Annotated in this window: 12 protein-coding genes; 5 read left to right on the plus strand and 7 right to left on the minus strand. The window is 46.1% G+C overall.

All coding sequences use genetic code 11. The features are described 5' to 3' along the window. Nucleotides 1–8: 8 nt before the first annotated feature. The 4 genes from AB6F11_RS09930 to pilM are packed head-to-tail and all read right to left on the minus strand — an operon-like array spanning nucleotide 9 to nucleotide 2,744. Nucleotides 9–527 (minus strand): pilus assembly protein PilP, encoded by a 519-nt coding sequence (locus tag AB6F11_RS09930; protein ID WP_102398320.1) that lies wholly within the window; start codon nucleotides 525–527, stop codon nucleotides 9–11. Beyond that, nucleotides 514–1,143 carry a type 4a pilus biogenesis protein PilO gene (locus AB6F11_RS09935; RefSeq protein ID WP_017068838.1) on the minus strand — a complete coding sequence of 210 codons (630 nt, stop codon included), beginning with the start codon at nucleotides 1,141–1,143 and terminating at the stop codon, nucleotides 514–516. The genes AB6F11_RS09930 and AB6F11_RS09935 overlap by 14 nt, the downstream gene beginning before the upstream one ends. Beyond that, the gene (locus AB6F11_RS09940; RefSeq protein ID WP_017061129.1) at nucleotides 1,136–1,735 is read right to left on the minus strand and encodes a PilN domain-containing protein; all 600 of its coding nucleotides are present in this window, start codon (nucleotides 1,733–1,735) and stop codon (nucleotides 1,136–1,138) included. Before AB6F11_RS09940 ends, AB6F11_RS09935 begins: the two co-directional genes overlap by 8 nt. Next, nucleotides 1,719–2,744, minus strand: a complete 1,026-nt coding sequence (pilM, locus tag AB6F11_RS09945) for a type IV pilus assembly protein PilM (protein ID WP_017061130.1) — start codon at nucleotides 2,742–2,744, stop codon at nucleotides 1,719–1,721. Before pilM ends, AB6F11_RS09940 begins: the two co-directional genes overlap by 17 nt. A 151-nt stretch (nucleotides 2,745–2,895) precedes the next feature. On the opposite strand from pilM, the gene AB6F11_RS09950 reads away from it, so the two are divergent. Further along, nucleotides 2,896–5,457 carry a penicillin-binding protein 1A gene (locus AB6F11_RS09950; protein WP_032546261.1) on the plus strand — a complete coding sequence of 854 codons (2,562 nt, stop codon included), beginning with the start codon at nucleotides 2,896–2,898 and terminating at the stop codon, nucleotides 5,455–5,457. 111 nt (nucleotides 5,458–5,568) lie between these two features. On the opposite strand, the gene oxyR is transcribed toward AB6F11_RS09950, so the two are convergent. Next, nucleotides 5,569–6,462 (minus strand): DNA-binding transcriptional regulator OxyR, encoded by an 894-nt coding sequence (gene oxyR / locus AB6F11_RS09955; RefSeq protein ID WP_017061132.1) that lies wholly within the window; start codon nucleotides 6,460–6,462, stop codon nucleotides 5,569–5,571. On the opposite strand from oxyR, the gene AB6F11_RS09960 reads away from it, so the two are divergent. The 3 genes from AB6F11_RS09960 to AB6F11_RS09970 all read left to right on the plus strand — a co-directional run bounded on the left by AB6F11_RS09960 (nucleotide 6,461) and on the right by AB6F11_RS09970 (nucleotide 9,154). Continuing rightward, a complete protein-coding gene (locus AB6F11_RS09960; RefSeq protein WP_017096544.1) occupies nucleotides 6,461–6,640 on the plus strand; it encodes a hypothetical protein in 180 nt (59 codons plus the stop codon). The genes oxyR and AB6F11_RS09960 overlap by 2 nt on opposite strands. Nucleotides 6,641–6,684: 44 nt before the next feature. Next, nucleotides 6,685–7,413, plus strand: a complete 729-nt coding sequence (locus AB6F11_RS09965) for a glutathione peroxidase (RefSeq protein ID WP_102393038.1) — start codon at nucleotides 6,685–6,687, stop codon at nucleotides 7,411–7,413. Between the two features lie 274 nt (nucleotides 7,414–7,687). Further along, complete coding sequence (locus tag AB6F11_RS09970; RefSeq protein WP_017061134.1) at nucleotides 7,688–9,154, plus strand: dihydrolipoyl dehydrogenase; 1,467 nt, start codon at nucleotides 7,688–7,690, stop codon at nucleotides 9,152–9,154. Nucleotides 9,155–9,477: 323 nt separating this feature from the next. Here the strand turns inward: AB6F11_RS09970 and AB6F11_RS09975 are convergent, their stop codons facing one another. Then, nucleotides 9,478–9,825, minus strand: coding sequence for a RidA family protein (locus tag AB6F11_RS09975; protein WP_102393039.1), 348 nt, complete (start codon nucleotides 9,823–9,825; stop codon nucleotides 9,478–9,480). A gap of 87 nt (nucleotides 9,826–9,912) precedes the next feature. Between AB6F11_RS09975 and AB6F11_RS09980 the strand changes: the two genes are divergently transcribed. Beyond that, a complete protein-coding gene (locus AB6F11_RS09980; RefSeq protein ID WP_102393040.1) occupies nucleotides 9,913–10,161 on the plus strand; it encodes a DUF3624 domain-containing protein in 249 nt (82 codons plus the stop codon). A gap of 255 nt (nucleotides 10,162–10,416) precedes the next feature. Here AB6F11_RS09980 and argH read toward each other — a convergent pair whose 3' ends face one another. Next, nucleotides 10,417–12,291 carry an argininosuccinate lyase gene (gene argH, locus AB6F11_RS09985; protein WP_017061136.1) on the minus strand — a complete coding sequence of 625 codons (1,875 nt, stop codon included), beginning with the start codon at nucleotides 12,289–12,291 and terminating at the stop codon, nucleotides 10,417–10,419. Between the last annotated feature and the right edge of the window lie 104 nt (nucleotides 12,292–12,395).

Below are 12,395 nucleotides of genomic sequence, written 5' to 3' on the forward strand. Positions count from 1 at the left end.
ACATTGGTTTACTTCAGAGCCAGCCTAACGTTGCGCTTATGCCAACAACCTAAGCCATCTGGAAGAGTTTCATTAATCTGAACGTATTGGCTCGTCACCTTAGTAACTCGGCCATTGTTTAAGCCGATAAACTGGCCTTTCTTGACGTTTACCACGTTGCCTTTGGGTGTTTGCACTAAGCCAAACACGCTTGAGCCACTGCCCATCACGCCTCTTAAACGAAGCTTACTCAGCGGGTACTTCTCTAACTTGCCATTACGAGAACGGGCGCTGGGTTGCCAACAGTCTTTCTTAACCAAGGGTTGGTTTTGCACAATGGCTTCTTTAGGCAGTTCAAAGGGAGGACGCAAAGATCGGCGCTGATAAGTCGCCGCCGTGAATTCAGTTGCTGGGACAAGTTGCTCGACATCTTTTCTCGCCTTGGCTTCAACCTGCGCCACAAAATCTTGCAGTGAGTCTTGATTAGCTTTGCAGCCTGACAACGCAAGTATCAATACGATTGAGTAAAACGCGCTATTGGGTTTCATCATTAACCTCCGATTTAAACTGGTAGGTATAAGCTCGAACCCTAAAGTGCAGCGTGCTACTTTCTTGACTGACTCGCTGCCAATTCACATCATCAAAGCTAATAATACGCGGCAGCTTGGCGATGGCAGCAGAGAAGTCACCAATCTCGTGATAGTCACCTGTCAGCTCTATATTGAGAGGCAATCGATAGAGAAACTCCTTGTTCTGTTTTTGTCCCCAATCGATTCGAGTAAAGGTCAGCGAATTATCCAAGCCGAGTTCATTCACAGACGCCAACATACTTGCTAGCTCTTTTTGAACAGGCAGCTGCTCTAACAGGTAATCGTAGCGACTGGTTAGTTCATCCAGCTGACTCTGCAATTTAGGCAAGGCTGCAACCTTGTTGGCCTTTATTCGCAAGGTCGTCTTTAAGGTTTGTTCTTGTTGCTTCATCTGTTGCAGTTCATCGTCGAGTGGCAACACATAAAGCCAAGTGCCTACACCTTGGATTAACACTATCAACACCAGAATCACGAGAAGCTGAGGCAGCAATGGCCATTCGGTGATCTCATCAACATCGAGATCTTGCAAGCTCATCCTGTTTTGCCTACTAATCCTATTTTGAAGGTTAGCCATGATGCGCCCCCTTATCTTTTCTGCTCGCGGTTGTGTTTTCTAAAGACACAGGGCTAAACACAAAAGAGACCTTGAAGGTCTGAAACTCTTTATTGAAGCGCTTGCGGTTATGAACGATAGAGTGCATCTCGACCCCTTTCAAAGAATCTGAACGTTCGAGGTTGTCCAACATGGTGGCGAGACGAGCAGTGCTGTCGCTGATGCCCGACATTTCAATCTCCTGACCATTCATCTTTATCTTGTCGACATACACACCCTCTGGAATCAGCTCCGGCATCAAGTTCATGAAGTCGGTGGTCTTATTACGGCCAAGCTGCAGCGACTCAACCACATCAAGTCGAGTCAGAATGGCTTTGTGTTCTTGCTCTGCGACTTTTAACGACTGAATTTGTCGGTCGAGCTCAGCAATGTACTGATTGAGGTAATTGAGGCGAGCTTGCTGCTTGGCTTGTTGATCGTGAAAATAGTGACCAACCGCCCATTGCCCTATAAGCGCAATGATGACGCCAAGAATGACCAGATGGATAAAACGCTTCTTGTGCTGAGCACGAATCTCATCACGCCACGGCAGCAGGTTAATTTGATGCAACATGCTTCTCTCCCTGCCACTTGAGCCCACTCATCGCCATACCCGCCGCGATACCAAAGTGTTGCCAGTCAATCGGCAGTCGGCGTCTCTTGGCGACCTTATTCTCAAATAAAGACAAAGGATTCAATGACTCGCAGCTCAACTGAAAATGGCGTTCTAGCTCTTCGGTTACCATAGGGATGCTGGCGCCCTCGCCCATCAACCAAATCCCTGAGATAGGTTGCTGCGCATTTCCCGATGAATAGAGCTGCAATTGACGCTTGAGCTTCTCAATCAGGTTAACAATGAATTGATGTGTCTCTTCCATAGTACCGAACACGCTCTCGATATCACTCGGGTCATCTGAGCTGCGAAGATCTTGAGTGCCAAAGGCGATGTCTTTATAGAAAGGCGCCGAATTCTGCGGGATAACCCCTAGCGAGGTTTGGTCGATTCCAACATCCACTAGCAACCAGTTTTTCTTATCGGGATACAGGCGCGAGGCCAATTGCCAGATATTAAGTAGCCCATGCGCCTGTGTATCCACCACCACAGGTTTGAAGCCAGCCTTGGTTAATGCATCCGCTCGGCTATCCACAACTTCTTTACGAGTGGCGTATACCTGATAACTGCTTGTCGAACCTTTACCAAATCGTTTGTCTTCCAGCTTTACAAAATCTAAACTCAGCTCCTCGATAGGAAAGGGAGATTGATGGGCGAAGGTTTGATAGATAGAAAACTCTTTTTCTCTGTCTTCTAACTCACTCTCTATTTGCAGTACTTTGCTGATCACCGTGTTATCAGGTACCGAAATGGCGACGTTGCGACAGCCAAAAGGCAGTCCTTTCCTAAGTTCTTTAAGTTTCTTAACAGTTTTCTGATACTCCAAAGTATGGTTAGCTGTAAAAATGTCGTCCGAAATCGGCAGCTCTTTGTATCCCACTAGGGCATACAACTCCCCCACGGGTTTTAGTACCACGGCTTTGATGCTGTGATGATTTATATCTATACCTGTAATTAATGATGAACCCATGTGACCTAGCTCCTGAAGTGCCAAGCATTTCGTTGATTATCTAGGGGTTGTGATTATTAGTTAAATAAGCGTTAATAAACGAAAGCTAAGTTTTTAGCCTAGAGTACAAGGGTTTGCTGCTTATCAGCCTTAACTAATCAGGGATTATCCGGTGAAGTTCATAAAGCGATTATTCATATTTACATTGATTTGCATGATTCTTGGAGTCAGTACAATTTTCGGGTTTTATTTTTACGTAAAACCAGAGTTGCCTGATGTTGCCACTTTGCGCGACGTAGAACTCCAAACGCCGATGCAAGTCTTCAGTCAAGACGGTAAGCTGATCTCTCAATTTGGTGAAAAGCGTCGTAATCCAGTCACTTATGACGAGATTCCTCGCCACTTAGTTGAGGCTCTGATTGCCACCGAAGATAGCCGTTTCTATGAACACCCAGGTATTGACCCAATCGGTATCACACGTGCAGCACTCGTGGTTGCAATGTCGGGTTCAGCCAAACAAGGTGCGAGTACCATTACTCAGCAGCTTGCGCGTAACTTCTTCTTATCTAATGAGAAAAAGATTATGCGTAAGATCAAAGAGATCTTCATTGCGATCCACATTGAGCAACTTCTTAGTAAAGAAGAGATCATGGAGCTTTACGTCAACAAGATCTTCCTTGGTCACCGTTCGTATGGTTTTGGCGCGGCAGCACGTGTTTACTTCGGTAAAGATCTTCCTGATCTCACGCTGAGTGAAATTGCGACCCTTGCGGGTATGCCAAAAGCACCTTCGACAATGAACCCTATTTACTCTGTTGAGCGCGCGACTAACCGTCGTAACGTTGTATTGCGTCGTATGTTAGACGAGAAATACATCACTCAAGCAGAGTTCGATGACGCTCGTAGCGAAGAGCTTATCTCGAAATACCACGGTGCAGAGATCGAACTGAGCGCGCCATATGTTGCTGAAGTTGCACGTGCTTGGATGGTGGAACGCTATGGTGAAGAAGCTTATACATCAGGCATGAAGGTCTACACGACCGTTGATTCGAAACTGCAAAAAGCAGCGAACCAAGCCGCAATTAAGAACCTACTTGGCTACGATGAGCGTCACGGCTACCGTGGTGCTGAAAAAGTATTGTGGCAGACTGCGCAATCAGCGTGGGATCAAGAACAAATCGTTAAACACCTTAAGTCTCAACCAACCTATGGTGACCTAGTCCCTGCTGTTGTTACCGCGGTTGATTCGAAAAGTGCTCAAATTTGGGTTAAGAACCAAGGTGAAGGCACTATCGAATGGCAAGGCATGAACTGGGCGCGTAAATTCCTAACGGATAACCGCCAAGGACCAGCGCCTTCTCAAGCGAAAGAAATTCTGGCGGTTGGTGAACAAATCTGGGTTCGCCATGAAGCCGTTACCGGCGATGAAGTCTCTGAAGAGCCGACAGAAGAGTCAGCGACTGCAGAATCAGAAACACCGATTGTATGGCGACTAAGCCAAGTACCGAATGCGAACACAGCATTTGTTGCAATGAACCCGAACAACGGCGCGGTATTGTCGATGGTCGGTGGCTTTAACTTTGTCCACAACAAGTTCAACCGTGCAACGCAATCTATTCGTCAGGTGGGTTCTGGTATCAAACCCTTTATCTACTCAGCAGCGATTGAGAAAGGCTTAACGCTAGCCTCACTGATCAACGATGCACCGATTAACCAATGGGATAAGAGCCAAGGTACCGCATGGCGACCAAAGAACTCGCCACCGACTTACGTGGGTCCAACTCGTTTACGTATTGGCTTAGCTCAGTCTAAAAACGTAATGGCGGTACGTGTACTGCGCGAAGTAGGTCTAGATGATACTCGTAACTACCTAACTCGATTTGGCTTTGATATTGATGAAGTTCCGCGCTCTGAAACCATTGCTCTGGGTGCGGGTAGCTTAACGCCAATGAAAGTAGCTCAAGGTTACTCAGTATTCGCTAATGGCGGCTACTACGTTGAACCTTTCTACATCAGCCGCATTGAGACACCATTTGGTGAGACTGAATTTGAAGCGACACCAAAAGTGGTTTGTAAAGACGATTGCCAACAGCAAATGACCTCAGACCCAATGGCTGATGAGTTTGCAGAGCAAGATGTGGATGCCAAAGTACAATACGCACCTCAAGTTATCTCTGAACAGAACGCATTCCTTGTTCGTGAAATGATGTACAGCAACATCTGGGGTGGCGGTGATTGGAGCGCAGGTACGGGTTGGAACGGTACAGGTTGGCGTGCACAGCCGTTGAAGCGTCGTGACATTGGCGGAAAAACGGGTACCACCAACGATTCGAAAGATACTTGGTACAGCGGTTACGGCCCTGGCATGGTTGCAACGGTATGGGTTGGTTTTGATAACCACAACCGCAACCTAGGCAGAACCAAAGCGAACTCAAATCTTGGTAAGAACCAAATTACGGGTGCAGAAGCTGGCGCGAAAACAGCAGAACCTGCATGGGTTGATTTCATGGGTACGGCGTTAGCGGGTGTTCCTGCTGAGCGTAAAGAGATTCCTGAGAACATCGTCCGTGTTCGTATCGACCGTGAAACTGGCTTACTGACCAACAAGTTCGATAGCTCATCAATGTTCGAGTACTTCGAGAAAGGCACAGAGCCAACCGAGTACATCACTGAACGTTTCAATGATGACATCTACTCAACCTCATCAGGTGAAGCAGTAGAAGAACTGTTCTAACTAAGGTTTGTAGAACCTAGTAACATGAACCAACAAAAAGGGTTGATATGAATTCATATCAACCCTTTTTATATATCTATATCTGACCAGACTAGGCTCTAAATTCAAGCGCTAAGCCGTCTTCTCCAGTTGAGTTCGAATCGTCTCAGCCAGTTGCTCGAAACGTCCCTTCAATGGAGAGCCCGGACGATATGCGACCACAATTCGACGTGAAGGTGTTGGATTCACCGCAGGTACGTAACACACACCATCTTTCTGCTTTTCCTTTGGCACCGATAACTGAGGTAGCAAGGTAATGCCCGCCCCCGCCGCGACCATGTTACGCAGCGTTTCTAAGCTGGTTGCCTTAAAGCGCTCGTCATCTTTGGCACCCGCAGCAAAACAGAAACCCAAGGCTTGGTCTCTTAAACAGTGACCGTCACCTAGCGCCAGTACGGTTTGTCCATTTAGCTGCAGCATATCGACAGTGTCTTGTTGAGCCCACTCGTGGTCACATGGAACGGCAACACTTAACGGCTCGTCATACACATCAATCTCTTTAAACACCGCCGTTTCATCAACCGCAGCCAGTACCAAGCAATCAAGCTTGCCGTCTTCCAGTTGACTCACTAACTGATGGGTCTGAGCTTCATGCAGGTAAAGCTCAAGATCTGGGAAGCTCTCTTTAAGATGAGGAACAATCTTAGGCAAGATGTAAGGACCCACGGTTGGAATAAAACCAATGTGCATTGGCCCCGTCATCGCTTCACCGTGTCCACTCGCCATATCTTTAAAAGTTTTCACTTCATTGAGAATACGCTTGGCTTGTTCAACAAGTTGTAACCCTGATTCTGTAAATATCACCTTCCTTGGACTACGCTCGGTTAACTGAAGTCCAATTTCATCTTCGAGTTTGCGTATTTGACCGCTTAGTGTCGGCTGACTGACAAAGCACGCTTCTGCCGCTTTTCGGAAGTGTTTATGCTCTGCGAGCGCCACCAAGTATTCAAAGTCACGAATGTTCATGATCAGTCTCTTACCTCAGGTTTTAATAAGAACAAGGGTTCTAATAGAAACATTTAAAAGAAAAATGCTCTTGATAGAATTTACCTATCAAAACCATAACATCAAACGATTAGAGCTATCAAAGGATTTATCTAATAATGGGCTCAACGAAACGAAACAGAGCGAAGAAAAACGTTAAGCTCTGATAGAACAAAATTAAAAATACTATTTAAGGAAATCAATATGTTTGCATCTAAAGAAGGTCAATCAATCCCTCAAGTAACATTCCCAACTCGCCAAGGTGATGCATGGGTTAGCGTAACGACAGAAGAGCTATTCAAAGACAAGACAGTTATCGTATTCAGCCTACCAGGTGCGTTTACGCCAACATGTTCGTCAAGCCACCTACCTCGTTACAACGAGCTACACTCTGTATTCAAAGAAAACGGTGTTGATGACATTCTGTGTGTTTCAGTAAACGACACATTCGTAATGAACGCTTGGAAAGCAGACCAAGAAGCGGAAAACATCACATTCATCCCAGATGGTAACGGTGATTTCACAGACGGCATGGGTATGCTAGTTGAGAAAAACGACATCGGCTTCGGCAAACGTTCATGGCGTTACAGCATGCTGGTTAAAAACGGCGTGGTAGAAAAAATGTTCATCGAAGAAGACGTACCAGGCGACCCGTTCAAGGTTTCTGATGCAGATACTATGCTTAACTACCTTGCTCCTGAGCACAAAGAGCAAGAGTCAATCACAGTATTCACTAAGCCAGGCTGTCCTTTCTGTATGAAAGCAAAACAGAACCTAATCGACAAAGGTCTGAACTACGAAGAAGTGGTTCTAGGTAAAGATGCAACAACAGTAAGCCTACGTGCAATCTCTGGTCGCACTACCGTTCCTCAAGTATTCATCGGTGGCAAACACATCGGTGGTAGTGAAGAACTAGAAACTTTCCTAGGCTAATCGCTTCATCGCCGATATAGGCTTAGAAGTATCAGCTAACCCACCCTCTTGTGGGTTAGCTATTCCAAACACTCTTATCTGAGTTTTGGGAAAAAGAATATAGCTGGTGACTCGCCTGTCTTTTACTAACCTATAGTTAGCAATAAAAGCAGAGTCACAAGCTAAACCTAATAAAACAGAATCACAAAACTGACCCGCAATCCTGACTCTCAAAAAATCATCAGAGTTGGAGGGGTTCGTTCAAACCAAATTTAGCCATTGCGAGAAAATTATTATGAAACAAGTCAATGTAGATGTAGCAGTTATCGGGGGCGGTACGGCAGGTTTAGGTTCTTACCGCGCTGCAAAAGCACACACTGACAGTGTCGTGATGATTGAAGGTGGCCCTTACGGTACAACCTGTGCTCGTGTTGGTTGTATGCCATCTAAACTGCTTATTGCAGCTGCGGAAAGCGTACACCAAATCGAGAAAGCTCCGGCTTTTGGCGTTCACCCACAAGGTGATATCGTGATTAACGGCCGTGAAGTGATGGACCGAGTGAAGTTTGAGCGTGACCGTTTTGTTGGTTTTGTTTTAGAAGGCGTTGATGAAATCCCAGAGCAAGACAAGATCTCTGGCTACGCAAAGTTCTTAGATGACAACACACTACAAATTGATGACCACACGGTTGTCACCGCTAAGCGTATTGTTATCGCGACCGGTTCTCGCCCTGCATACCCTGCCGTTTGGAATGAGCTTGGCGATCGCCTGATCATTAACGACGACGTGTTCAGCTGGGATGATTTACCAGAATCGGTTGCGGTATTTGGCCCTGGTGTTATTGGTCTTGAGCTTGGTCAGTCACTGCACCGCTTAGGTGTGAAGACCAAACTGTTCGGTTTGGGTGGTCAAGTTGGCCCAGTAACTGATCCAGAGATCATGGCTTATGCAGATAAAGCTTTCAATGAAGAGTTCTATCTCGATGCCGACGTGAAAATCGAAAGCATGAAGCGCATTACCACTGAATCGGGTGAGCCACGTGTCGAAATCCAGTTCATCAATAAACAAGGTGAATTAGAAACTAACGTCGTTGAATACGTACTAGCAGCAACAGGTCGTCGCCCTAACACTGACAAGCTTGGCTTAGAGAATACCTCTCTAGAGCTTGATGAACGTGGTGTGCCAATCGCAGACCACTACACGCTACAAACATCACTACCATCAATATTTATCGCTGGTGATGCGAGTAACCAACTGCCTCTACTGCATGAAGCAGCAGACCAAGCTCGTATTGCGGGTGACAATGCAGGTCGCTTCCCAGAGATTCGTGCAGGCCTACGCCGCTCTAAAATCTCGGCAGTATTCTCTGACCCGCAAATCGCGATGGTTGGTGAAACCTACAAAGAGATCACCACACGCTTAGGCACATGTGGCTGTTTCGCAACGGGTGAAGTGTCTTTCGAAAACCAAGGTCGTTCACGAGTGATGCTTCGCAACAAAGGTATTCTGCACGTATACGGCGAGCAAGGCACAGGCCGCTTCCTTGGTGCTGAGATGATGGGACCAAACGCAGAACACTTGGCTCACTTATTAGCATGGGCACACCAGAACAAGATGACGGTTTCTGAGATGCTAGACATGCCGTTCTACCACCCAGTAATCGAAGAGGGTGTACGAACTGCCCTACGTGACCTGAATGCGAAACTGCACCTAGGCCCAGAGATGGTGAAACACTGCCTAGATTGTGGCCCTGGTTGTTAATCTCAGACTAGCGCCAGTCAATTAGCAGTTAACAAACGTTAGATACTAAAAAGGAAAGCCATTGGCTTTCCTTTTTGTTTTTGGCAACGAGTAAACTATAGATTCCCGATTACGCTCCTTCGTCGCTCTCGGGAATGACAGCAATTTTCATACACGTCTAGGCGAAGCTAACCAGAATAACGGTGCTTTTCAAAACGCGTCTAAACTGAAGCAAATCAAAGTGACGCATCAGCTAAACCAAAACTAAACTCGTCATTCCAGAACCGAGGGACGAGGTATCTGGAATCTCTTGAAGCCATTGCGTCACTAAAAGCTTTAAGCAATTACTTCTCAGCAGCAATCACAGAGATCTCAACAAGTAGCGCTTCGCGAGCCATGTCGCCTGTCACACATGCGCGAGCTGGAGCGTGACCTTCTGGTACCCATGCATCCCACACTGCATTCATTTCTTGGAAGTCTTTCATGTCTTTCAAGTAAATCGTTACTGACAGCATGTGCTCTTTGTCGCTGCCTGCTTGCTCAAGTAGCGCTTCTACTTTATCTAACATGGTTTGAGTTTGTTCAGTGATGTCTTTAGTTGCATCAGCACAAACTTGGCCACATAGGTAGATAGTACCGTTGTGTTTAACAATACGGCTCATACGTTGCTTGGTTTCTTGGCGCTCAATCATCGACTTTCTCTCTCTGTGTCACCGTGATCCAATATCTTGTGACGTGTTATTATCAGGGCAACAAGCATAACGCGAATCAAACCCAAGATGACATGCATTCATTGCAATAAAAGTGAAAAAATCCGTAACAAACTCGGTCGCTGCCAGCGTTGCATGAATCAGCTGATGGTGTTGTCGATTTTGAGTTGGGGAGTATGGTGGTTGTTTTTCAGAGAAGACCAAAAAACCATCAATGCCATCGCGTTGATGATGGCCGCTTTCGCGTTCAGTGGCTTGCTGTCGTTGCATTGGGTCATGAAGTTTGTGGTGCTACCGTTAAAGGGCAAAAAACGTTAGCTGGAAGTCTTTATTGGATAAAGAGTAGTGATTAGAGACAGGGCTAAACAATCCGATAATTCATCATAATTTTCGAGCTATTGTCATTTCCCAAACAGCAGATAGAAAAAAGCCCCAGAACCAATCGATTCTAGGGCTTTCTTAGAAAATTCTAAGAAAAAGCAGTGGTACTTTAATAGACCGGGCTTTTCTTAGTTTGTTCCCAAAAAAGATCAGATTTTTGATCTTTTTTTTAGGAGCTATAAAATCAATGCCTTATGCAACATTAACCTTAGCAATTATCTGCTCTACCAAGTTCACTTCCAATGCCACTTCATCACACGCATGTTGACGAGGACACTGGTCACAATCTTTCAGTACCTTCTCAGGCAACAGAGATTTCGATGTCGGTAAGAAATCATGCTTCATGAAGAACTCAGGTGTACGAGTCAGCACAAACACCTTCTTGATGGCCATTTGTCGCGCTTTCTCAACCAAGTGCTGCACAATTGCGGTACCCTGCCCTTGACCTTGCCAGCCAGCTTCGACACCCAGTGAACGGATTTCCGCTAGGCCAGAGTCATACACATAGAGTGATGCACAACCTGTCACCTCACCATGATGCTCTGCGACCGCAAACGAGCCAATATCACGCACCAGTTCATTACGAGAACGAGGTAGGTTTTCACCCATGTTCGCCCAGTAAGCGACCATACCTTCCAACGCTTCAATATCGGTCAGACGAGCAGGACGAACCTTGACGATGGACGTATCACGCTGTGATAAACGTTTCTCAGCTTGGTCAACCGCGTAAGCCACTTGCTGTGGAGATACACCGCCTAGCGCGCTACGTTTTTCAAGACACGATTCAATGGTCAGGATGTCATACACATCTTCCTCAATCACCTCAGAGAACTCTTTCATCTCTGCGATGGTTAATTCTTCTAATGCACAGCCTTTAGCAATCGCCGCCACTACCGTCACACCAACAATATGGTGAGCTTCACGGAAAGGAATCCCTTTCGCTACTAGGTAATCAGCCAATTCAGTTGAGTTCGCGTAGCCTTGTTTCGCGGCTTCAAGTGTACGTTCGCCGTTCACTTTAATGCCGTCAAAACAGAGTGCTGCCATTTCCATACAATCATTCCAAGTATCTAAAGCGTCGAACAGACCTTCTTTATCTTCTTGCATGTCTTTGTTGTACGCCAAAGGCAGAGCTTTTACTGTCATCATCATTGCCGCTAATGAACCGTAAACACGGCCAGTTTTGCCACGGATAAGCTCTAGCGCATCTGGGTTTTTCTTTTGTGGCATCAGAGATGAACCTGACGTCACGGTATCCGCTAACTCGATGAAGTTTGATTCACCTGAGTTGTAGAAAATCATATCTTCTGCAAGACGCGAAAGGTGAAGCATAGAGATAGAAGCAATCGACATTAGCTCCATCACATGGTCGCGGTCAGAAACTGAATCTAGAGAGTTGCGCGTTGCACGACGGAAACCTAAGTTGTGAGCTAACTCTTCACGGTCCATCGGGTAAGCTGTTCCAGCAAGGGCACCAGAACCCAGCGGACATGTGTCTAGACGCTTAATCGCATCATTCAAACGTGAATAATCACGCTCAAGCATTTCAACGTAAGCCAAGCACCAGTGAGCAAAAGTTACCGGCTGAGCACGTTGTAAGTGAGTGTAGCCAGGAAGCACGGTTTCTTGATGCTGAGAAGCAACGTTCACCATTTGGCTTTGTAGGCGATCCAATGCCAGTAGCAGTTGGTTACCTTGCTGACGACACCATAGTTTCAGGTCTGTCGCCACTTGGTCGTTACGAGAACGGCCAGTGTGAAGTTTTTTGCCCAAGTCACCGACTTTGCCGATAAGTTGCTGCTCAACCCAGCTGTGAATATCTTCTGCATCAGAACGTAGAATCTGTTCAGGATCTTCCATCACCTCAAGTTTTAGCTCATTCAGCGCTAACTCAAGCTTCTGTTGCTCTTCTTCTGTTAATACGTTGACCGACAGTAGAGCTTTAGACCAGGCAATTGAGCCCACAATGTCTTGCTCAGCCAATCGGTAATCAAAACGAAGAGAATCGTTAAAATCTTTGAACCGGGTGTCTGCTGCTTGGGTAAATCTACCGCCCCATAATGCCATTGTGTATCTCCTAATTGCACAGTGCTCACTGTTTTTGCAAATGATAATTCTGATTAAGATTCAGTATTTTTCTGATGGTTTAAACTTACGGCAATTCAAAATGA

This window comes from Vibrio sp. 10N.247.311.14 (genome assembly GCF_041467715.1).
Classification (GTDB): domain Bacteria; phylum Pseudomonadota; class Gammaproteobacteria; order Enterobacterales; family Vibrionaceae; genus Vibrio; species Vibrio crassostreae_C.

Bases quoted from the DNA above. Each gene is read 5' to 3' on its own strand.
- AB6F11_RS09930 (WP_102398320.1), bottom strand. From the start codon at position 527: ATGAAACCCAATAGCGCGTTTTACTCAATCGTATTGATACTTGCGTTG.
- AB6F11_RS09935 (WP_017068838.1), bottom strand. From the start codon at position 1,143: ATGGCTAACCTTCAAAATAGGATTAGTAGGCAAAACAGGATGAGCTTG.
- AB6F11_RS09940 (WP_017061129.1), bottom strand. From the start codon at position 1,735: ATGTTGCATCAAATTAACCTGCTGCCGTGGCGTGATGAGATTCGTGCT.
- pilM (WP_017061130.1), bottom strand. From the start codon at position 2,744: ATGGGTTCATCATTAATTACAGGTATAGATATAAATCATCACAGCATC.
- AB6F11_RS09960 (WP_017096544.1), top strand. From the start codon at position 6,461: ATGATCAGTCTCTTACCTCAGGTTTTAATAAGAACAAGGGTTCTAATA.
- oxyR (WP_017061132.1), bottom strand. From the start codon at position 6,462: ATGAACATTCGTGACTTTGAATACTTGGTGGCGCTCGCAGAGCATAAA.
- AB6F11_RS09965 (WP_102393038.1), top strand. From the start codon at position 6,685: ATGTTTGCATCTAAAGAAGGTCAATCAATCCCTCAAGTAACATTCCCA.
- AB6F11_RS09970 (WP_017061134.1), top strand. From the start codon at position 7,688: ATGAAACAAGTCAATGTAGATGTAGCAGTTATCGGGGGCGGTACGGCA.
- AB6F11_RS09975 (WP_102393039.1), bottom strand. From the start codon at position 9,825: ATGATTGAGCGCCAAGAAACCAAGCAACGTATGAGCCGTATTGTTAAA.
- AB6F11_RS09980 (WP_102393040.1), top strand. From the start codon at position 9,913: ATGACATGCATTCATTGCAATAAAAGTGAAAAAATCCGTAACAAACTC.
- argH (WP_017061136.1), bottom strand. From the start codon at position 12,291: ATGGCATTATGGGGCGGTAGATTTACCCAAGCAGCAGACACCCGGTTC.